Here is a 19,874-nt window from a genome sequence, read left to right as displayed (position 1 = left end):
CCTGTACTCAGCGGGCTTGGTGGTGCGAGGGGTTGTGCGCAGGGCGGGGCAGGCCCGGTATCGCGGAAGGCAGCGGTCCCGGACTCGCTACCGGGCCGCGGGTCGTGAGCTGCGGGGAGCGGGAGCGGGCCGCGTGGGTGCGGGAGCTGAGCGGTCGGCGGGCCATCCCCAGCCGGGCACCGACGGTGTCGTAGACGTCGTTGCCGGCCCGCGGCCGGACCGCGACGACATGGATCTCCCGCCGGTGCGTAGACACCTCGGGCGCCGGGCGCACGCCGTAGACGACGCGCCACTCCTTGCGGGAGTCCACGAACAGCTTGCGGTAGCCCTCCAGATCACCGGTCAGCCGGAGCCCGAACCGCTCCGCGTTCACCACTTCCTGCAGGTAAGCAAGGGTGAGGTCGCGGATGTCGCTGGGAGCCTGGAGGAGATCGGTAAGGGCCCGGGGGTCGAAGCTGAGGCCGAAGGCCGGCCGCTGCTGCCCCCCGTTCATGACATCAGCTCGTCCGGCTCACCGGACCCTGACGACTCCGACTCGGTCGCGTTCGCCTTCTCCGAACGAGCCGAAGGCGGCGGGCCGGCCAGGATCCGGTGTGCGGGACGCTCCGGGGAGGTCATGCAGGCCGACAGCGGACCCCCGGGCGCACGGACCGCCGCGATGGCGTGGGTGAGGAAGTCCCGGTGCCACACGAACAGTCCGGACAGGCCCGCCTCGGGGTCCTTGTGCTGCTGGTAGGCGAGCCACAAGCTGTGGAGCCAGGCGACGACGTCGTCGTGCTCCTGCCACTGCAGGCACCAGGGCGCCGCCGTAGTGACCTCCGCGCCGTAGACGGGGAGAAGGAAGTCGTCCACCCAGTCGCTCAAGGCGTCGAGTTCGTCCTCGTACTCCTCGCCCTCCAGCTCCAGGATGGGGCGCGGCTCCGGCGGCGTCGCCGGGGGCGGTACGCCGAGCCCCGGAATGCCGAACGCCGCCAACGGCGATCCGCCGGGGGCCGGGGCGGAGGCCAGGTGGTCGAGCTGCTGGGCCTGCTGCGCCGACTGCTCCATCAGCCGCCGGACGCTCGCCTCGATTCCCTCCAACTGGGGATCCGGAATACGAACCGGCTCCAACTCCCCATCGGCTGGGGGTTCTACGGATTCAGGCATGAAAAGAATGGCCTCCTACGAATCGTGGAAATAAGGGAAGCGGAAGCGGTGACCGACCGGGCCGTGGACCACTGGCAAGGCACGGCGCAGCGCCGCCCTGGACCGCGAAAGGTGCCGATTTCCGCCACAGAGAATGCTGTTGTGGCGTCAGGCGGTGAGAACCATGTCGCGCTGGGCGACGCATTCGCGGATCGCCTCCGTGAGCCGGTCGGCCGCGATGGACGCGTAGTGCTCGGTCTTCTCCACGCCGATGAAGTCCCGGCCTTCCAAAAGGGCGGCCACGCCGGTGGAGCCGGAGCCGGCACAGAAATCGAGTACCGTGCCGCCTTCGGGACTGATCTTGACCAGCTCGCGCATCACCTCGACGGGCTTCTGCGTGATGTGCCGGCGCTTCGCACCCGACGGCTGCGAGGCGCTGTAGAGGCCCGGCAGGTAGACCGGGTTCCGGGAGGCGTCGATCGCGCCCTTCGAGGCCCAGACGATGAACTCGCAGTTCTGCGTGAAGCGGCCCTTCTGGGGCCTGGCCTGCGGCTTGTGCCAGGCCAGCACGCCTCGCCACAGCCACCCGGCGGCCTGGATCGCATCCGTGGTGACGGGGAGCTGGCGCCAGTCGGTGAACAGGAGCGCGGTGCCGCCTGTGCGGGTGAGCCGGTGGGCTTCGGTCATGATCTGCGTCAGCCAGAAGCCGTAGCTGCGCTGGTCCATGTTCTCGCCGGTGAAGTCGGCGAGGGTGTGCTTGGCGTCGGTGGAGGTGTACTTCTGCTTCGCGCTGCGGGACGTGCGCTCCTTCGCGGTCCGGCCGCCTGAGTTGTACGGCGGGTCGGTAATCACGGAGTCGACGCAGTCGTCGGGCAGGCCGGCGAGGACGCTGAGCGCGTCGCCCTGATGCAGGGAAAAAGGCAAAGAGGAACCCCGATTCGGGTGTGAACGTGCGGAGGGAACTCCCCATCTCGCGCTTACAAGTCCACGCGGGCCGGTATTGGGCATGCAGAAGCCCGGGGCCGCAACCGGGGAGGGCGAGGGGAGTCCCAAAACTGTAGAGGCGAATTTGCCGCCGACCAAGAAGCGCGGTGCTGAGGGGTCGGATTCCGACCCCTCACGCCGACTTTTTGGTCAACCGCCGATCTGGGCCTACTGTTTTGGAACCGCCCGGCGCACACCGCCGCTGGCCGAATCCCACCCTGCCTCGCGGAGGTTCCCCCTGCCCCGGCGCACCTAGCTCACCCCCTGGCCCGCCCGAGCGAGCGGCAACTCGCCTGCGCCGGCCGACATCCCCGATCGCCCACCCCGGCAGCCGCGCCCCTTTCCACCACGCCATGCGCACGCGGCACGCCGGACACCGCACTCCAAGGACACCTGCATGACGTCTCGTTACCCGCCCCTGCCCGAAACCGGTGACCTGCGAGCGGGCCGTACCGGTTGAAGGCGCTCGCCGCCGGCATCGGCGTCGTCTTCCTCTCCCCGTTTCTCCTCGGCGGCGCTGCCATGATGATGGCCAGCTCCAGTGAAGCCGCCACCGGCACCAGTGCCATCGGCCCGTGCCTCCCCGACCTCGACACCGACAAGGTCACCGAGCAGGTAACCAAGATCCTCGACGGCGCGAACGCATCCGACGTACGGATCGAGGGCCTGGACCTGCCCGGCGAGCAGATCCCGCACGCCCAGACCATCGTCGCCACCGGCATCAGCCTGCAGGTGCCCCGGCGCGGTCAGATCGTCGCGCTGGCCACCGCCATGCAGGAGAGCCGGCTGCGCAACCTCACCTACGGCGACCGCGATTCGCTCGGGCTGTTCCAGCAACGGCCCAGCCAGGGCTGGGGCACCGCCGAGCAGATCCGCGACCCTGTGTACGCCTCAGAGAAGTTCTACAAGGCGCTACTGAAGGTGAACGGCTGGCAGCAGATGACCGTGACGCAGGCGGCCCAGGCCGTGCAGAAGTCCGGCTACCCGGACGCGTACGCGCAGTGGGAGCCGCTCGCGACGGCGCTGCAGAAGGCCATCGCCGCGACCTTCCCCGGCGGCGGGAAGGACGACACCGACCAGGACACCGAGAAGCCGCCCACAACGTCCGACTGCGGCACGGCGAGCGACGGCTCGTCCTTCGGGAAGATCCCCGAAGGCGCGGTCCCCAAGGGATACAAGATCCCGAAGGACACCGACCCACGCGCCAGTAAGGCGATCGTCTGGGCGATGCAGCAGCTCGGCACGATGTATCAGTGGGGCGGCACCTGCACCAACCCGCGCGGTGCAGATCCGATGGGCCGCTGCGACTGCAGCTCGCTGATGCAGCAGGCGTACGCCAAGGCCGGCATTCAGCTCACCCGCGCCACGTACACGCAGGTCAACGAGGGCAAGGCCGTCTCCCCGAACGCGCTGAAGCCCGGCGACCTGATCTTCAGCCGCGGCACCGCCGCCCGTCCGGAGCACGTCGGCATGTACCTGGGCGAAGGACTCGTCATCGAGGCCCCGCGCACCGGCAAGCCCACCCGGATCACCCCGATCAAGGACTGGGACGTCCTGGCCGCCCGCCGGGTCGTCTAAGCGCCGCACCACCTCGGCCGGCCCTCTCGCACCCCTCGCGCGCATCCCCCTTCTTCATCTCCGCCCGGGCCGTTCGGCCTGCGCACACAAGGAGCCTCGCAATACCCATGACACCCCTCGCCGACCGCTTCATCCACCTCGCCTACGACCCGGGCATCACCCCGGCAGGCGGTGGCCTGCCCGGCCTCTCCGTTCTGAAGAACGTCGTCAATTCGATCAACCTGTTCGGCATCGTGGCCGTCGTCGGCGCCCTGGCCGTCTCGCTCGGTGTGTGGGCCTGGGGCCACCACAGCGGCGGACACCAGGCCGAGGCAAACGGCAAGAAGGGTGCGGTCGTTGCCGCCGGCGCCGCTCTCGGCCTGGGTGCCGCCAACGGCATCGTGGCCTTCTTCTCCGCCCTGGGGTCGCAGGTCCGCTGATGACGAAGCGATTCCCCTCCCTGTCGGACTACGGAGTGGGCTGGTCCGCAAACCGCCGCAGTGCGTTGATCGCGATCGTCCTGGCCTGCCTGCTCGCCGTCGCCGGTGCGACCGCCTACTTCACCGGCCGCGGTGAACAGCACCGTTCGCCCTCCAGCAGCCCGGACCCGGCCCCGACAAGCAGCTCGGCGCCCTCGAACGACGCGCACGAACCAGGGTCCACGGAAGGATCTGTGCCCCGCCCGCCGCGAATCTCCGACCCCGTCGCCTTCGCCAAGGAAGCCGCCGCGATGCTCTGGTCCTACGACACCCGCGACACCAGCCACGAGCAGCAACTCTTCGGCATGGAGGCGTGGATGACGAAGGAGACCCAGTACAGCGACTGGGCCTCGGTCTCCGCGCAGATGCCGGACCCGGTCCTGTGGTCACGGATGGCCGACCAGAAGCAGCACGCCGCCGCCACCGTCTCCGAGGCCCACTACCCGGCCGCGTTCAAGCAGGCCCTCGCCGAAGACCCGTCGGCGATCACCAAGGCGTACATCTACGCCGTCACCGTCACCGGCAAGCAGACCATCACCTGGGCCAAGGGCGGCGGTGGTGCGGAAGACCGCTCCATCACCCTCGCCGTGCAGTGCCGGCCCTCCCACGACTGCTCGCTCGTCGCCATCGCCCCGCGCGTCGCGCCTTGACGATAAGGAGGTAGCTCCCCATGGGATTCTGCGACCTTCCCCTCGCGGACAAGGTCTGCGCGGTCGGCGAGGCAGTCGACTTCGCGTCCGACCCGGGCAAGGCCATCGGCGACTGGATGGCGAAGAGTGCCGGTGAACTCGCCGCCGCCTCAGCCGACCTCGCTGCCAAGGCAGTTGACGCCACCACCCGCGTCGACCTGAACGCGGGCTGGTTCCGCGACAACTACGAGACGATCCTGCCTATCGGCCTGGTCGTCCTCGTGGCCACCTTCTGCGCCCAGCTCGTCCGGGCCGCGATCAAACGCGACGGGCAGGCCCTGACCCAGGCGTTCACCGGCACCGCGTCTGGTGTGATCTTCGCCTTCGCCGCCATCGCCCTGACCACAGTCGCGATCGAAGTGGTCGACGCGCTGTCGGCCGGGCTCCTCAAAGCTTCCAACCTGTCGATCGAGACCGCGGTCCGCCGCATCGTCAAGGTCAGCCAGATCGGCGCTCTCTCGGGTCTCGGGTGGCTGGTGATGGTGTTCGCCGCCCTCGGCGCCGCGATCGGCGCGTTCATGTACTGGTGCGTGATGATGGTCCGCAAGGTCGGCATCCTCGTCATGGTCACACTCGCCGTGTTCGCGGGAGCGGGAGGCGGCTGGGAAGCCGCGCGGCGCTGGCGTAAGGGCTGGATCGAGGCCACCGCCACCCTCGTCGTCAGCAAGTTGCTGATGACGATCGTCTTCGTCCTCGGCATCTCCGCGATGGGCAAGACCGAGTCGAAAGACGGGCTCGCCGCGCTCGCCGACGTCATGGCCGGCATCGTCATCATGATCCTGGTCCTGCTGTGCCCGTACGCCACCTTCAAGTTCGTCCACTGGGCCGCTGAAGGCTCCGACGGCGAATCCCTCCACCGCGCCGGCGGAGCCGGTGCCCAGCTCGCCAAGCAGCACGCGGAAAAGGCGACCCGCAAGGCCGCCGCGATGGCGGCCACCGCCGGAACCGGCGGCGCCGCCGCCGGAGCAGGCGCTGCTCCACAGGGCCCCGACTCGATTCCCGGCGGAGGCGGATTCCCCGGCGACATCGCCTCCAACCCGACCGGCCAAGGCGGCGGCCAGGAGAGTTCGCAGAGCGGCGGGACCGGTATCTCGCCCGGTGGCGATGCCGTCAAGTCCGGCCTGGAGAAGGCCGTGCAACCCCCGCCGACCAGCGTCTCCGACGACACCAGCGGCCAGGTCGGCGGTAGCCCGGGCACAGGCAGCTCCGGACCCGGTGCCGCAGCCGGCCAGGCAGGCGGATGGCAGTCAACGCCGCCTACCACGACCCCGCCGCCGCAGGGCGCACCGCCGTCCTCCGGCTCACAGACCGCCCAGAACAGCGGCACGGCATCCCCACCACCGCCCCCGACCGGCCTCTGACCATCTGCCCGACTCCTGGGGGCGGGACGCGCCCCCCGCCGCCCGCCCCCAGGCTCCGCCCGCGCCTCCAGGACCAGCCCCTTGTCTGATCTCTCCGTCGCCCCTCTCACGGTGAAATTCCCGCACCGGTCCCGCCGCGGCATCCTCCTCGGCCTTTCCCTCCCCCAACTCGTCCTCGTATCCTGCGCCTTGGCGCTGCTCCTGGCGACCGTGGTCTCCACCGGGCTGCTCGGCGCCATCGCTCTGACCCCGCTGTGGGCAGCCGTCGCCGCCCTAGTCGCGATACGACGGCACGGCCGGTCGTTGATCGACTGGGCGCCGATCGTCGCCCGCTACGCGCACCGTCGCCGCACCGGTCAGACCCTCTGGCTGGCTCGGCCGGTCACCCGGCCCCGGCAGGACGGCATCCTCCACCTGCCCGACACCGCCGCATCCCTCAAGGTCGTCACCCCCGGCAACTCCGCCAACGGCGCCGCGGCCGTCCACGACCCGCACCAGCAGACCCTGACCGCCGTCGCCCGCGTGTCCAGCCGCGCCTTCGCGCTGCTCGACCCGGCAACGCAGAACCACAACGTGAACGGCTGGGGGCGCGCGCTGGCGGGCATCGCCCGTACGGGACACGTCGCCACCGTGCAGGTCCTGGAACGCACCGTCCCCGACTCCGGCGACACCCTCGCCCGCCACTGGGCCCAGCACGGACAGCCCGACACCCCCGTCGCCGGGCAGATCTATTCCGAACTGGTTGCCTCGGCCGGCCCCGCCGCCGCCCCGCACGAGACCTACCTCGCTATCTCCCTCGACCTGAAGGCCGCCAAGCGGCTGATCTCGCAGGCCGGCGGCGGGCTACCGGGTGCGTTCACCGTCATGGAGCAGACGACCGCTGCCATCACCCAGGCCGCCCGGAACGCGGGGCTGATGGTCACCGGGTGGCTGAGCGCCCGGGAGATCGCCGCCGTGATCCGCACCGCCTACGACCCGGGGGCCCTCGCCGCGCTCCAGCAGTGGTCCGAGACCGGCCGCGCCGAAGCAGATCCCGCAGCCGCCGGGCCCGTCGTCCAGTTCGAGGAGTACGACCGGCTCGCCACCGACACCGCCCGCCACGCCACCTACTGGGTGGAGAACTGGCCGCGAACCGAGATGGGGGCCGGCTTTCTGCACGGGCTGATGTTCACCGCCGGCGTCCGCCGGACCCTCTCCCTTATATACGTGCCGCAGGCGCTCGAGTCCGCACTGCGGGACGTCCAGCGGAAGAAGGCAGCGATCATCGCCGACGCCAGCGAACGCGCCCGCCGCGGCCAGGTCGACAGCGAGGAAGACTCCGTCGAGTACGCCGACGTCAAACAGCGCGAGCGCCAGCTCATCGCCGGGCACGCCGACGTCGCCCTGACCGGCCTGGTCACCGTCACCGCCGACACCGATGCCCTCCTCGACGCGGCCTGCGCGCAGATCGAGACCGCCGCCGTCACCGCCGGCGTCGACCTGCGCCGCCTCAACTACCAGCAGCCCGACGCCTTCACCCTCACCGCGCTGCCCCTCGCCCGGAGTGCCCTGTGACAGACCCCAGCGAGTCGCATCTGTACGACGAAATCCGCGCGCTGCTCGCGCCCCTGCAGGACATGCAGCGACGCCACCAACAGCGAATCGCCGCACACAAGAACGCAGACGGCGACGTCATCGACGAGCAATACGCCCAGCACGAGGACGCACGCCACGACACGGCCATCGAAGCCAGCGACACCCTCGACACGGTCATCACACGGCTGCACCTGCTGACAGCCACCCCCGCACGCCGTGCCTTCACCGTCGCTGTCACCGGACCTGGCCATGCGGACGGCGAACGCCCCTGGCTGTTCGTCGTCCATGCCACCGACCTCAACGACGCCCACCGCGGTCTGGTCCAGCTGCCGGCATTTCAGCACTGGCTGCTCGACACCAAGACGTCCCACGACTATGCCGTGCTGGTGCCCTCAGAGTGCCACCCGGGCACCCGAGCACCCGGCAGCTACCTCGATCTGCGCCATGAGCAGGCCCGGATCCTCGCCGAGCGATCACCCTTGCCCGCGACCGCCGCCCCTGTCCAGCCTGCGAATCCCACAAGCCGGACCCGCTGAGCACCGAAGCGCAGCCCTTCCTCCCCTCCGCCCGCCCGTTGCCCCTGCCTAGACCTACGGCAAGAAGGACCACAAGCCCATTGCCCTCTGCCATCCCCATCGCTGACGCACACCCCTATCTGCGGGCCGCCACCGCTGGCATCCGCCACCACACCCGCACCGTCGCCCGAGCCGCGCAGACGGCCGAGCCGGACACAGCAGTGGACCGCGTGCACCTCGACGTGCTCCACGCCCACCTCACCTCGCTCCACCAGCTCCTCCACCACCTCACCGAGACCGCTCGCCCGCCGCACCCCGCCGCCAGCCGACATCTCGCCACCGCGCACACCCGGCTGTGGCAGGCCACCGCCGCCGTGCACGATGCCTTCCACCTTCTCCCAGCCGCCTCGACAGACGCGACCGAGTGCCAGCCGGAGCGGCTCCCGGAAGGGCCACCGGTACTGACGATCTGCCAGCGCCACCTGGCCGCCGGCCACGTCGTACGTCGCAAGACCACGCCGAGCGATCTCAAAGCCCCGCTGCACAGCCACACCACCACCTGCAGCCAGTAACTGCCCCCAACGAAAGGCACCGTATGCGCACGCCGAAGCGATCCACCTCCGCAGCGGTCATCATCGCCGCACTCGCCGGCACCGCCGCCGTCGCGACCGGCACGCCGGCCGCAGCCGCCAGCTACAAGTGCACGACCAGCACCACGTCCATCGACGACCCGGCGTACACGGGCCCCTGGGCCGACAACTGGGACGTCAAGGTCAGCCTGTGCGCCAAGCGCTCCGGCTCGACCGTCTACACGTACGCGAAGGTCAGCTGGGACGGACCAGCGTACGGCCAGGTCGACGACAGCACCATCTTCGATGGCGCGTACTTCAAGCTCCAGGTCAAGCGCTCCCAGTCCGGCACCGACCCGGTGAAGAAGTCCGCCAACTACTACGGCATCGAGTCGCGGCTGGAAAACAGCGACTCGAACGCCAACTACAACAACGCGTACACAACGCCCGTTCTGAGCTACACGATCGGCTCCGGACGCGGACTGGCCGACGGCGAACTCCACCTCGACTGGAACAACGACGGCAAGGGCTACTGGAAGCACCAGTTCAGCGCCTCCCCGGCGGTCTGACCCTCTCCCGCATCGAGACCGCCGTTACCTGAAAGCCGTCCTGCCATGACTCACCGGCCCGCACGCAGAGCCCGCCGCGCCTCCGCCTCCCCGCTGTTCACCCCACACGGCACCGACCGGGCCAGCCGCAAAGCAGCCCGGCGGCAGCTCGCCGAAGCCGCCGCCAAGGCCCGCGCCGAAGTCAGTTCCCACCTCGCCGGCACCGCGCCCGCCGAGCAGGAGACGCCCGGTCCCCTCTATCCGCCGAGCGGGCGCCCGGGGCCTGCCTCCGCCCGCGGGAACCGGCTCCGCCTGCCATCACATCGCATGACCACCGCCATCGCGGCCGGCGCATACCCATTCCTCGCCGAAGGCGGCCTCGGCGCCGAAGGCATCTACGTCGGCCGCGACGTGCACGCCGAAGCCAGCTTCGTGTTCGACCCCTTCGCGCTGTACGGCAAGATCGAGGGGTTCACCAACCCCAACATCCTGCTTGCCGGCGTGATCGGCCAGGGAAAGTCCGCGCTCGCGAAGTCGTTCGCGCTCCGGTCGGTCGCCTTCGGCTACCGCATCTACGTCCCCTGCGACCCCAAAGGCGAGTGGACTCCCGTCGCCAAAGCGCTGGGCGGCACGTCCGTCGCTCTCGGTCCCGGACTGCCCGGCAAGCTCAACCCCTTGGACGCCGCACCGCGTCCGGAGAGCGTCTCCGAGGCCGACTGGGTCGGAGAGATCCGCAAGAGGCGCCTCCTGCTGCTCGGTTCGCTGGCCCGGACCGTCCTCGGCCGGGACCTGCTGCCGATGGAGCACACCGCCCTCGACGTCGCTCTCGACGGCGTCGTCACCCACGCCGCCGACACCGGCCGTACACCGCTTCTCGGCGACGTCGCCGCCGCCCTCAACAACCCCACGGCCCTGGACGAAGCCGCCGGGATGATGTCCGGACGGCTCGGGGAAGCGGCCCGCGACCTCGCCCACGCCATGCGCCGCCTGGTCCACGGCGACTTGGCCGGCATGTTCGACGCACCCTCCACCGTGGCGTTCGACCCCAGCTCCCCGATGCTCACCATCGACCTGTCCCGGCTCGGCGGGTCCGGCGACGACACCGCGCTCGTCCTCGCCATGACCTGCGCCTCCGCGTGGATGGAGTCCGCCCTCACCGACCCGAACGGCGGTCGGCGCTGGATCGTCTACGACGAAGCATGGCGCCTGATGCGCCACCCCGGCCTTCTCCAGCGCATGCAGGCCCAGTGGAAGCTCAGCCGCGGCCTGGGCATCGCGAACCTCATGGTCATCCACCGGCTGTCCGACCTGCTCACCGCCGGCGACGCAGGATCACGGGGCCGCGCCCTCGCCGAGGGTCTCCTCGCCGACTGCTCCACCCGCATCATCTACCGGCAGGAAACCGACCAGCTCCATGCCGCGGCCGCCCTGCTCGGCCTGACCACCGTCGAGATGGACGCCATCGCCCACCTCAACCGAGGCCGTGGCCTGTGGAAGGTCGCCGGGCGATCTTTCATCGTTCAACACCTTCTCCATTCGCTCGAATTGTCGCTATTCGATACAGATACCCGGATGCATTGAAAGGGAATGAGTAACCCATCTACGACACCTCTGACTACCCCGACGACATTCGCATGACCAACCCGGTACACCTCCGGCATCTGGCACGAAGCCTCGACGCCTCTGCCGACAGCCTCCCGCAGGCCGACGCCCTGAGGTGCGGCACCGATATCAGCCCGGACCTCGACGGGGCCATGGCCAACATCAGCTGGACGCTGGGGACCATCACAAACGATCTGGCCGTCAGCTACAGCCGCGAGACCAAGCGACCCTTGCCTCGTAACGGAGCTCTGCACGCCACGGCCATCAGTGGGTGCGCGGCTCCCTTGGGGAACGCGGTCAAGCATCTGGGCACGGCTGTCGACCGCCTCAGCTCGCACCACCACATCCTTCGGCCAGCAACGGCTACCCCCATCCACGCCCCCGAGGACCTCCTGGTGCCCTTGCAACGGGACATCAGCCGCGCTCGTACCGCAATTCGCAGGGCGGCGAAGCAGCTCAGGGAGAACGCCGCACTGCTCCACACCGCGACCACGCCGTCCCACGCGGTGTCCGACACCGCGTCACCATCCGCCGTGCCCAGGTCCGGCCGGGCACGCTGACATCGCACGCGGCCCCGCGCTCTCGACGGGGCGATCAGGCCCTGAAGCCCACACATCACGAATATCGCCACACCTTCGAGATTCTCGACGAAACGGCGACTTCTCCACATCCAGCGGGCCCAACTGCCTGGATTCCCAGTTCGCCAGCCCAGGCGAACCCCAAACGAACCCATGCCAGTGCAGACAGGCGCGGAGCTGCCGAAACCACCGCTGGCGACGAGCCGACCGGAACGGAATCTTTTTGTCGCACCCCGATCCCGAACAGCACAACGACGGCGCCTCCCCCTCCACCCTGCACCGCTACGCCCGCCGAGACGCCGAACCCTTCCTGGCCAAGCACTCACTCCCGGACCAGCCGCTGCCGCTCCCGGACCTGACTCCCTACCTCACCGCACTCGCCGCGGCTGAGACACCCGCCGAGGTCAGCGCCATCACCGACCGACTCGTCGGCGCCACCGCGCCCCTCCTCGACCACATCGCCGGCCACTTCGTGGCCACCGCACTCTGGGCCGGCCACGAGCACAGTCACACGCCACAGTCAGTACGCCTTCTGCGCGACGCGGCCCACAGTGTCCGGTCAGCTCTGATCCACGTGGCCCAGGCCGACCTGGAGAACCTGCGGGCCCACTACGCCCCGCCCGCGCTCAGCCCAGGCGAAGGACACGCCGTCCGGCCCGCCGCAGCACACCCCTCGTCCCCGGGGCCCTTGGCCGCTTCCAGCCCTCCTCGGTCCCGCCGCTAGAAACGCATCCCTCCGATTCGCCTTGGGACCACATGCCCGCACCCCGCACTGATCTCTCCTCCTTCGCCGACGCCCTGGCCGACCGGCTGCCCGGCCACTGGACCAGCGAATACGCCCAACACGATTCCTACGCCCAGCAGTTCGTCACCGTCGAGAAGCTCTGGGACACGGGCCACGTCGACTACATCGTCAGCCAGTACGTCCTCGGCCACCACGCCGTCCTGCACGACCAGGACGGACGACAGCTCTACCTCACCGACCGGCCCTTGTACTCCCGCCAGTTCGTCGTGGCACCGCTGGAGCCCGGAGAGCCGGGTATCAAGCCCCACCACTTCGCCGGCGTCGAGGAACCGAACGGCATCACCGTCCCCGACCAGCCGACGCGAGCAGCCGCCCAGGTCACCCGGCGCCTGTTGCCCCGCTACCAGCAGGCCCTGGACACCGTGCTGCACAACGCGGCCGTCCAGCCCGCCCCACCGCACCGCCCCGGACCGCCGCGGGTGGCTGACGTCGTCACCCTGACCTGGTACGAGGACGGCGCACTCGGCACGCCGTACAAGAGCGTCCCCGAGGGCGCCCGTACGACGCTGTACGCCCTCGGGTTCCAGTACCACCCGCACCAGGCCGCGTTCCTGCTGCCCGCCGCCTACGGGGAGGACGGCCGTGCTCTTCGCCTGCGGGCCCTGGTGCACCAGCTCGCACAGAAGGGCATCGGCGTGAACCTCCGCCACAGCACCACGCCCATCATCACGTCCTCGTCGCACCCGCCCGTTCCCGCGCTGACCAGCGCCTCTGTTCCCGCGCGCCATCGGTAGGGCCGGACCGCCCTGAACACCCCCTGCCCCTTCCCCTTCACCCAGCACAAGGAGCGTCCATCCGTACTGCCCGCCGCACCCTGCCCCTGATCACCGCAGCCCTCACCGTCGCCCTGGCCGTGACCGCCTGCACCAACGACGACAGCGACACCTCCGCCAAGAAGACGGCGCCCAGCGCCACCGCCGCGCCGAAGCCGGCCCCTGCGCTCACCCCGGCACAGGCACGAGACGCCATCACCCACTACTCGAAGACCAACAACCTTGTGCACATGAACCAGGACCGCGCGCTCCTCGACACCGTCGAGGGCGGCCCCCGGTACGTGATGTCGCTGGCCGACCTCAAGCAGGACGAGGCCCTGCCCAAGGCCGACCGCGAGCCGTACCGACCGTGGTCGTACAACCTCTCGGCCACCGACCTCTACATCCCGCGTCTGCAGAACGGACAGCAGCGGTGGTTCGCCGCCGTCACCCGGGCCGGCAGCAAGCAGCAATACGCCCGCGTCCTGATCATGGCCGAGAACACGAAGTCGAAGCAGTGGGAGATGGTCGCCACCGTCGACCTCGACGATCCGAAGCAGCTCCCGCAGATCATGCTCGACAAGGACGGGTACGCCACCGCGGTCGACGCCGCCTCGAATGCACTCGCCGCACCGGTCGGCGTGCTCCGCTCAGCCGTAGGCGACAACTTCGCCACCGGAGGCGAGATGACCGGGAAAAAGGTCTTCACCTCAACCGAGACCTCCCAGCGGCAGATCAAGGTCCACGACGAGACGACCCGGAAGTTCGGCCCGCGCGGCACCACACGCTTCGCCTCCGCCGACCCACAGTTCACCGACGCGTACGCGCTGAAGACCACCACGGGCGCACTCGTGATCTTCTCCCACACCCACACCCAGCACGACGCCGTCACCTCCCCGGGCCTGCGGATCGTGCCGGAGAAGCGCGACCGCGCCTGGCTCGGCACCAGCCCGAGCCCCGCCTTCAACTACCGATTTACCTGCTCGGACATCGCCGCCGTCCCCAGCGTGCCTGAGCCGTCCAGCCTTCTCGGCTACGGCTGCCGCCGCACGGACGCCGAGGCCGCCGGCCCGAGCACCTCCGTCTAGGAGACCCGCCCCAATGCAGAACCCCGACTTCGAGCTGTACGACAGCGTGGGCCGCGACGCCGACCAGATTGCCGCCGCCTGCTACGGCATCGCCACCCGCGATGACCTGCTCCGGTGGGCGAGGCGGGACGCAAGGACGTTCCTGGCCGACCATCCGTTGCCGGACAAGCCCCTTCCGAGCCCTGACCTGGCCCCGTACCTGGCCGCGCTCGCTGCGGCGGAGACACCTGCCGAGGTCAGCGCCGTCACCCAGCATCTGCTGGACGCCGCCGAACCCGCCCACCGGGCGGTGAGCGACTTCCTCCTGGCCGCCGCCCAACGGCAGGGCCAGAACCGCGGCGCGGCGAAGGGTTCACCGCCCAAGCTGCCGATGGAAGCGGCCAGCCGCAGCCTTTCCGTGTTGGCCATCGCGGACGAAGCCGATCTGACGACCCTGCGTGCCGAGTACGACCCCGCGCCAACGCCGAACCTCCCACCGCCGGGCCATGCACGGGCGTCGTCCGGACTCCCCCCGGCCCCGCCGCACGCCCCGCCAGCCGGCCCGAAGCCAGGCCGGTAATCCCGAAACTCCCCGGAGGCTTCTCCTGTCGACCCGTTCCTTCATCGCCCGTCCCACCGACACCGGCCACGCCGGCATATACGTCCATCTCGACGGCCAGCCGAGCAAGAAGCTGCCCATGCTCCTCGCCGCCTACCAGCACCGGTTCGGGCAAGACGTCGAGGCCATGGCGCGGCATCTCGTGGACGGCGTCGCCGTCGGCTGGGACGAGCTGGGCACCGACCTCCTCGACGCCTCCGGCCGGTACAGCAACGCCACCCCGCTCGCCATCGACGCGCGCGGCGCCGCGACCGAGCAGCTCCTGGACAGCACCTGGCGCGAGTTCCGCACCGTCCTGGACCACGCTCCCGCGCTGCTCGACCGGTGCCGCCCCACCGCCACCCCGTGGCCCGAGGACACCGATGCTCTCGCGCGGCTGGCCGACGCCCTCGGCGACGCCGAGACCGTGCGCGAGGAGCTGGTCTGCGGCACTCCGCTCACCCGCCCGGAGCGCAACGCGCGGACGTGGGCGGCCGTCGAGACCTGGCTCACCCACGGCGAATCGTTCCCCCGCCAGGCCCGCGCGGCGACCCCGCAACAGCGCACCGCCCTGGCCGTCTCCGCGCCGCCCCGCTCCCTCCCACCGGGGCAGCCCGCCCGCCGCCGCTGACCTGCGGCACAACACCGTAAGGAGTCCCCTCCCTTTGGATCCTGGCACCCACTTCGCCTTCGGCACCCACGAGCAGCACGGCTTCGTCGCCGCCTTCACCTCCTCCATGCCCGCCCACCTGGCCCACTGGTTCCTCGTGCGGGAGCAGTTCGAGCCTGTGCTCGGTGAGCCGGGCCTGTTCCGGCTCACCGAGCCCGAGCGCGACGGTCCGCGCCGCACCCGCCAGGCCGTCCACGACCTGCGCCGCCACGGCTACGCCGTGCACGCCGACGTCGCCCTCGACCCCGCAGCCTCGGCCAGCCCACCGCGCCCTGTCCGGCCCAACGCGTTGATGGAGCGGCGCAGCCGCATCGCACAGGCCGCCGCCGGCCGGTCATCCCAGCGCCGTGCGGCGCCCACCACCTCACCGCCGTCCGCACGGCCGATTCCGCCGAAGCCCACCTACGCACCCACCGTCCACCTCACCGCCTCCGCGACCGGACGGTCCCGGTGAAGCCCGGAACCGAACCGATCCGCATCACCCGCGGTCAAGGCGGCGAGGTCGAAGCCGAAGGCGTCCTCGACTCCCTTGCCGCAGACGTCCTGCGACGCGCTGGCTTCCTGTTCGAGCCGACGCTGCGCGGCCACTGGATCCGGCTCCCGTTCGACATGGGGCGCGACTGGGAGAACGAGCACGCGACCTGGGCGGCGGGGATGCTCACCGCCGCCCGCTACCCGGTGCACCTTGCGCCCGACCTGCGCGCCGCCGCCTCCGAGCAGGGCGCGCCGTCCGGACCGGCACGGCCGCCGGCCATGACCGCGCAGGCCCCTCCCGGGCGCCGGGCCGGCCGCTGACCCCGACCACCAGGAGGAACAGATCCCCAACACCCGCGCGACCGACCTCTCCGAACTGGTCTCCCGAGCCCGTGACTTCCGGCTGCGGATGGCCGTCATCGACCGCGAGACCGAGAGCGTGCTCGACACCACCCGGGACCGCTACGGACGGACCGTCCACCAACACGCAGCCGCAGCCGCCCGCGCCCGCCGCAACCAGGCGGCAGTCGAGACGTACGCGACGAATCTCGCCCCGTACGTCGGCCACCTGCTCGACACGGCCCACAGCGCCCTCGACGAGCTGCCGCCCGCCCGGCACACCACCGCGTGGCGCGACCTGCTCGATTCCCTCGCCGTCTCCCACGCCGAGATCGTCCGCGTCCTCGACCGCCCCGCCGCCCCTGGCTCGGCCGCAGAGCGCGAACAGAAGACGGCGGTGTGGCCCCATCTCGCCGCCTGGGCGGACCACGGCTCCATCGCCGCCGACCTCGCCGACCAGCACCACCAGCCCGAACCCGAGCTGACCGACGAGGAACGGCAGATGTGGACCGAGATGGCCCACGCCGCGCAGCGACGAGGCGAGTTGGACCTGATCGAGTCGTGGTACGCGGCCGACGGGCGACGCATCACGCTCGGCTATCTGGTCGAGAACGACACCTCGACCGTGATCGCCCTCACCGGAGACCCGGACGCGCCTGGCTGGGAAGTGATCGGGCACTACGCCCACGAGTACGCGGCCGGGCAGGCGCTCCCACGAGCAGTCCCGCCCGGAGCCCTTCGTTCGGACACCTCCCGGTTCAACCGCCCGGAGCCCGCGCCCGAGGTGTCCCTGCAAGAGCTGCATCAGGACGTCGTCGAAGCGCGCGCCGCCGGCGACGTCTCCGAGACGCTGCTCACCGCCACGCAGCCCGGATACGACGCAGGCCCGATGGTCCGCATGCAGGAACTCCTGCATACCGCCGGTCAGTTCGCGAACGCCCTGGAGACCGTGCAGGGCCGGCAGATCGCCGCCCGGCTCGATGCTCTCGGCCGGCAACTCGACTTCCTCACCCGAGAGGTCCACGAGGCGGCGGAGGATCTCGGCGCGACCGTCGCCGTCCTGCCACCGCACCGCGCCCCCAAACCGCCGCGGATCCGCCCGCGCCCCGCCCTGGACACGACGCCCCCGGCTCCGCCTCCCCGCACCACGGCCCCCGCGCGCCGCCCGTAACGGCCCCCACCTGATCCCTGACAGAAAGCTCCCGTTGTCCTTTACCGCCTCGACGGCCCCGGCACCGCGCATCACCTACGGCGCGGTGCTGGGCAGCCCGCACGTCGCCCGCCTCCTCGGCGGCACCCTCACCGGCCGCCTCCCCAACGGCATGGCACCGGTGGCCATCGTCTTGTGGACCCTCGCGGCCGGAGGCGGCATCGCCTTCGGCGGCCTGCTCAGCGCCCTGTACGGGCTCGCCTCCGGGCTGTCCCAGCCGGTCAAGGGACGCCTGATGGACCGCTACGGCCAGAGGGCCGTTCACCTGCCCGCCGCCCTCCTCAACTCCAGCCTCCTGCTCGCACTGCCGGTCGCCGGGCCACAGGGTGGACCCGCCCTTGCGATGACGATCGTCGTCGCCGCCGGCCTGACAACGCCGCCCCTCGAAGCCGGACTTCGCGCCTTGTGGCCGAGCGTGCTCCCCGACCCGCGGCTGCGGCACGCCGCCCTAGCCCTCGACACCGGCACGCAAGGGCTCTTGTACATCGTCGGCCCCCTCCTCGTCGCCGCACTCGCCTCCGCGCACAGCCCCGCCGTCGCGCTCGCTGCCACCGCCGCCCTCGGTCTGGCCGGCACCCTCGTCGTCGCGACCGCGCCCCCGTCCCGCCGCTGGCGACCCACACCGATGACCGCCGCCGACGGAGCAGGACGGCGGCTGGCCAGCCCCCAACTGGTGGCGCTGTTCATCGCCCTCACCGGCATCGGCTTCGCGATCGGCGCCCTGAACGTCTGGGCCGTCGCCATGGCCGAGCAGCACGGCCGGGACATGCTGTCCGGCCTGCTGCCCGCCGCGTTCTCGACCGGCAGCTTCCTCGGCGGCCTGGTCTACGGGCGCCGCGCCTGGCCCGGCTCCACCACGCGCCAACTCCTGGCCAGCACAGCCGCCTTCCTGGCCGGGTGGCTGCCGCTGCTCGCCCTGCCCGGCCCGCACGCGGCCACCGCCGCGGTCGGCCTGCCCGGCGCGTTCCTCACCGTGGTCGTCGCCTGCGCCTACGTGACCACCGATGCACTCACCCCCGCAGGCCGCACCAGCGAGGCGTACGCGTGGCTGATCCTCTCGATCGGCGCCGGCCAGGCCGCCGGCACCGCGCTCGCCGGACGCGTCGCCGACCACGCCCTCGCCAGTGCCGCGCTCCCCGCCGCCGGCGCCGCCTTCGCCCTGGCCGTCCTGCTCCTCGCCCGCCCCGGCCACGCCCCCGCCGAGCACGGTCGCAACCGCCGCCTTCGACCGGGCCGCAGCACACAAGCCTGAGCCATCCGGCCCTCAACTCCCCTACCTACAACCAACATCAAGGAGATTTATCCATGGCCGTCCGTACGAAGTGGACCGTCGAACACTCGTGTGGCCACGAGGTCGTCCACGACCTGTCCGACCGGCCCGCCGACCGGCGGGCCGGATTCGCCCGCTGGCTTGCGGGGAGGGACTGCACCGACTGCTGGAAGGCCGCTCGCGATGCCGACACGGAGTCCAAGGAGCAGTGGCTCGCCGCCAAGCGCGCCGAGGAACAGCAGGCCGCCGCGGAGTGGGCCCAGAGGTTCGACATGCCGCTCCTGGAGGGCCCGGAGCGTGCCCAGGACTGGGCCGAGCGATCCCGCCACCAGCTGATGACAGCCGCGCACACCGCGGTCGTCGTCGAGGGCGCGTGGGACGAAGCCGACTGGGCGGAGCTGGAGGAGAAAGCCCGCTCGATCACCCGGGCCGGATGGTGGATCGACCAGCGAGACGCGGAAGGCTCTGACCTGCTCGAACTCCTCGTCGCCGCCGACGAGGACGACCGCGGGACGGAGAACCCGTTCCGCTGATGCGGAACATAGCCGGGGATCGCCGGTTAGCCAAACCGGCGATCCTCCGGACCATTGATCCTCCCGCCGCCGCCCCGCTCCGCGTGGAAGGACCTGCATGATCCCGCCCTCCTGGACACCTCCGCCGACCCCGGCCCTCGCGCCGACGCCCGACCCGCTCACCCCCGCCCGGGACATCACCCAGGCCCACTTCCAGGCCGGCGACCAGATCGTCGTCCTCAAAGGGGTGGCCGACGGGGAAATGTGGGGGGACGCAATGCGCGTCGTCGCACCGTCCTGGCACACCCCGACCGACGAAGACGGATGGCGACTGCGCGACGCGACAGGAGGCGCGCAGACGTACATCACCGCCCACCCCCGCTACCTCGTGCACCTCTCGCGCCGCTGCCCGGACTGCCTGATCTACCTGCGCGCCATGGAGGACCACCTCCTGCCGAAGTACGCCGAGCACAACGCGCTGATCGACTGCGGCTGGTACACCACCACGGCCCTCAACCAGCTCGTGCACGTCGCCGACGCCCGGGGCGGCCGGTGAGCCCGCCCGTCCGTACCCTCGCCCTTCTACAGACCCGGA

Annotated in this window: 24 protein-coding genes; 21 read left to right on the top strand and 3 right to left on the bottom strand. The window is 70.9% G+C overall.

What is annotated here, in order from left to right; all coding sequences use genetic code 11:
• Positions 1-7: 7 nt before the first annotated feature.
• The 3 genes from NLX86_RS25955 to NLX86_RS25945 form a co-directional block, all read right to left on the bottom strand.
• On the bottom strand, positions 8-493 hold the full coding sequence (locus tag NLX86_RS25955) for a hypothetical protein (RefSeq protein ID WP_254374210.1): 486 nt from the start codon (positions 491-493) through the stop codon (positions 8-10).
• On the bottom strand, positions 490-1,047 hold the full coding sequence (locus NLX86_RS25950) for a DUF4913 domain-containing protein (RefSeq protein WP_254374226.1): 558 nt from the start codon (positions 1,045-1,047) through the stop codon (positions 490-492). Before NLX86_RS25950 ends, NLX86_RS25955 begins: the two co-directional genes overlap by 4 nt.
• Before the next feature lie 246 nt (positions 1,048-1,293).
• Entirely contained in the window at positions 1,294-2,049 is a 756-nt protein-coding gene (locus tag NLX86_RS25945; protein ID WP_254374209.1) for a site-specific DNA-methyltransferase, read from the bottom strand.
• 516 nt (positions 2,050-2,565) lie between these two features.
• Here NLX86_RS25945 and NLX86_RS25940 point away from each other — a divergent pair.
• The 21 genes from NLX86_RS25940 to NLX86_RS25840 all read left to right on the top strand — a co-directional run bounded on the left by NLX86_RS25940 (position 2,566) and on the right by NLX86_RS25840 (position 19,835).
• Positions 2,566-3,687 carry a C40 family peptidase gene (locus tag NLX86_RS25940; protein WP_254374208.1) on the top strand — a complete coding sequence of 374 codons (1,122 nt, stop codon included), beginning with the start codon at positions 2,566-2,568 and terminating at the stop codon, positions 3,685-3,687.
• Between the two features lie 107 nt (positions 3,688-3,794).
• Positions 3,795-4,106, top strand: coding sequence for a DUF6112 family protein (locus tag NLX86_RS25935; RefSeq protein ID WP_254374207.1), 312 nt, complete (start codon positions 3,795-3,797; stop codon positions 4,104-4,106).
• Positions 4,106-4,795, top strand: coding sequence for a hypothetical protein (locus NLX86_RS25930; protein ID WP_254374206.1), 690 nt, complete (start codon positions 4,106-4,108; stop codon positions 4,793-4,795). Before NLX86_RS25935 ends, NLX86_RS25930 begins: the two co-directional genes overlap by 1 nt.
• Before the next feature lie 20 nt (positions 4,796-4,815).
• Positions 4,816-6,195 carry an ATP-binding protein gene (locus NLX86_RS25925; protein ID WP_254374205.1) on the top strand — a complete coding sequence of 460 codons (1,380 nt, stop codon included), beginning with the start codon at positions 4,816-4,818 and terminating at the stop codon, positions 6,193-6,195.
• Between the two features lie 81 nt (positions 6,196-6,276).
• The gene (locus NLX86_RS25920) at positions 6,277-7,749 is read left to right on the top strand and encodes an SCO6880 family protein (RefSeq protein WP_254374204.1); all 1,473 of its coding nucleotides are present in this window, start codon (positions 6,277-6,279) and stop codon (positions 7,747-7,749) included.
• Complete coding sequence (locus tag NLX86_RS25915) at positions 7,746-8,306, top strand: hypothetical protein (RefSeq protein WP_254374203.1); 561 nt, start codon at positions 7,746-7,748, stop codon at positions 8,304-8,306. The genes NLX86_RS25920 and NLX86_RS25915 overlap by 4 nt, the downstream gene beginning before the upstream one ends.
• A gap of 80 nt (positions 8,307-8,386) precedes the next feature.
• On the top strand, positions 8,387-8,857 hold the full coding sequence (locus tag NLX86_RS25910) for a DUF6238 family protein (protein WP_254374202.1): 471 nt from the start codon (positions 8,387-8,389) through the stop codon (positions 8,855-8,857).
• Between the two features lie 23 nt (positions 8,858-8,880).
• Positions 8,881-9,423 carry a hypothetical protein gene (locus NLX86_RS25905; RefSeq protein WP_254374201.1) on the top strand — a complete coding sequence of 181 codons (543 nt, stop codon included), beginning with the start codon at positions 8,881-8,883 and terminating at the stop codon, positions 9,421-9,423.
• 45 nt (positions 9,424-9,468) lie between these two features.
• Entirely contained in the window at positions 9,469-10,983 is a 1,515-nt protein-coding gene (locus NLX86_RS25900) for a type IV secretory system conjugative DNA transfer family protein (protein WP_254374200.1), read from the top strand.
• A 53-nt stretch (positions 10,984-11,036) separates the two neighbouring features.
• Positions 11,037-11,564, top strand: a complete 528-nt coding sequence (locus tag NLX86_RS25895) for a hypothetical protein (RefSeq protein ID WP_254374199.1) — start codon at positions 11,037-11,039, stop codon at positions 11,562-11,564.
• 241 nt (positions 11,565-11,805) lie between these two features.
• Entirely contained in the window at positions 11,806-12,306 is a 501-nt protein-coding gene (locus tag NLX86_RS25890) for a hypothetical protein (protein ID WP_254374198.1), read from the top strand.
• A gap of 32 nt (positions 12,307-12,338) precedes the next feature.
• Positions 12,339-13,121, top strand: coding sequence for a hypothetical protein (locus NLX86_RS25885; RefSeq protein ID WP_254374197.1), 783 nt, complete (start codon positions 12,339-12,341; stop codon positions 13,119-13,121).
• Between the two features lie 119 nt (positions 13,122-13,240).
• Entirely contained in the window at positions 13,241-14,227 is a 987-nt protein-coding gene (locus NLX86_RS25880) for a hypothetical protein (protein WP_254374196.1), read from the top strand.
• A gap of 13 nt (positions 14,228-14,240) precedes the next feature.
• A complete protein-coding gene (locus tag NLX86_RS25875; protein WP_254374195.1) occupies positions 14,241-14,786 on the top strand; it encodes a hypothetical protein in 546 nt (181 codons plus the stop codon).
• Between the two features lie 118 nt (positions 14,787-14,904).
• Complete coding sequence (locus tag NLX86_RS25870; protein WP_254374194.1) at positions 14,905-15,435, top strand: hypothetical protein; 531 nt, start codon at positions 14,905-14,907, stop codon at positions 15,433-15,435.
• A 34-nt stretch (positions 15,436-15,469) separates the two neighbouring features.
• A complete protein-coding gene (locus NLX86_RS25865) occupies positions 15,470-15,928 on the top strand; it encodes a hypothetical protein (protein WP_254374193.1) in 459 nt (152 codons plus the stop codon).
• Positions 15,925-16,269 carry a hypothetical protein gene (locus NLX86_RS25860; RefSeq protein WP_254374192.1) on the top strand — a complete coding sequence of 115 codons (345 nt, stop codon included), beginning with the start codon at positions 15,925-15,927 and terminating at the stop codon, positions 16,267-16,269. The genes NLX86_RS25865 and NLX86_RS25860 overlap by 4 nt, the downstream gene beginning before the upstream one ends.
• Positions 16,270-16,357: 88 nt before the next feature.
• Complete coding sequence (locus NLX86_RS25855) at positions 16,358-17,458, top strand: hypothetical protein (RefSeq protein ID WP_254374191.1); 1,101 nt, start codon at positions 16,358-16,360, stop codon at positions 17,456-17,458.
• Between the two features lie 34 nt (positions 17,459-17,492).
• Positions 17,493-18,749: an MFS transporter gene (locus NLX86_RS25850; protein WP_254374190.1), complete on the top strand. Its 1,257-nt coding sequence runs from the start codon at positions 17,493-17,495 to the stop codon at positions 18,747-18,749.
• 53 nt (positions 18,750-18,802) lie between these two features.
• On the top strand, positions 18,803-19,300 hold the full coding sequence (locus NLX86_RS25845) for a hypothetical protein (protein WP_254374189.1): 498 nt from the start codon (positions 18,803-18,805) through the stop codon (positions 19,298-19,300).
• A 97-nt stretch (positions 19,301-19,397) separates the two neighbouring features.
• A complete protein-coding gene (locus tag NLX86_RS25840) occupies positions 19,398-19,835 on the top strand; it encodes a hypothetical protein (RefSeq protein WP_254374188.1) in 438 nt (145 codons plus the stop codon).
• The last annotated feature ends 39 nt before the right edge of the window (positions 19,836-19,874 follow it).

Source organism: Streptomyces sp. A3M-1-3 (assembly GCF_024213665.1).
Lineage (GTDB): Bacteria > Actinomycetota > Actinomycetes > Streptomycetales > Streptomycetaceae > Streptomyces.
Note: the sequence above shows the minus strand (reverse complement) of the source record. Positions and strands in the feature narration are given on the sequence as shown.

What these genes read in the sequence shown, in the direction of transcription:
- NLX86_RS25895 (WP_254374199.1), top strand. Translation starts at nt 11,037, where the DNA reads ATGACCAACCCGGTACACCTCCGGCATCTGGCACGAAGCCTCGACGCC.
- NLX86_RS25925 (WP_254374205.1), top strand. Translation starts at nt 4,816, where the DNA reads ATGGGATTCTGCGACCTTCCCCTCGCGGACAAGGTCTGCGCGGTCGGC.
- NLX86_RS25845 (WP_254374189.1), top strand. Translation starts at nt 18,803, where the DNA reads ATGGCCGTCCGTACGAAGTGGACCGTCGAACACTCGTGTGGCCACGAG.
- NLX86_RS25885 (WP_254374197.1), top strand. Translation starts at nt 12,339, where the DNA reads ATGCCCGCACCCCGCACTGATCTCTCCTCCTTCGCCGACGCCCTGGCC.
- NLX86_RS25840 (WP_254374188.1), top strand. Translation starts at nt 19,398, where the DNA reads ATGATCCCGCCCTCCTGGACACCTCCGCCGACCCCGGCCCTCGCGCCG.
- NLX86_RS25935 (WP_254374207.1), top strand. Translation starts at nt 3,795, where the DNA reads ATGACACCCCTCGCCGACCGCTTCATCCACCTCGCCTACGACCCGGGC.
- NLX86_RS25875 (WP_254374195.1), top strand. Translation starts at nt 14,241, where the DNA reads ATGCAGAACCCCGACTTCGAGCTGTACGACAGCGTGGGCCGCGACGCC.
- NLX86_RS25930 (WP_254374206.1), top strand. Translation starts at nt 4,106, where the DNA reads ATGACGAAGCGATTCCCCTCCCTGTCGGACTACGGAGTGGGCTGGTCC.
- NLX86_RS25855 (WP_254374191.1), top strand. Translation starts at nt 16,358, where the DNA reads ATGGCCGTCATCGACCGCGAGACCGAGAGCGTGCTCGACACCACCCGG.
- NLX86_RS25900 (WP_254374200.1), top strand. Translation starts at nt 9,469, where the DNA reads ATGACTCACCGGCCCGCACGCAGAGCCCGCCGCGCCTCCGCCTCCCCG.
- NLX86_RS25950 (WP_254374226.1), bottom strand. Translation starts at nt 1,047, where the DNA reads ATGGAGCAGTCGGCGCAGCAGGCCCAGCAGCTCGACCACCTGGCCTCC.
- NLX86_RS25905 (WP_254374201.1), top strand. Translation starts at nt 8,881, where the DNA reads ATGCGCACGCCGAAGCGATCCACCTCCGCAGCGGTCATCATCGCCGCA.
- NLX86_RS25955 (WP_254374210.1), bottom strand. Translation starts at nt 493, where the DNA reads ATGAACGGGGGGCAGCAGCGGCCGGCCTTCGGCCTCAGCTTCGACCCC.
- NLX86_RS25870 (WP_254374194.1), top strand. Translation starts at nt 14,905, where the DNA reads ATGCTCCTCGCCGCCTACCAGCACCGGTTCGGGCAAGACGTCGAGGCC.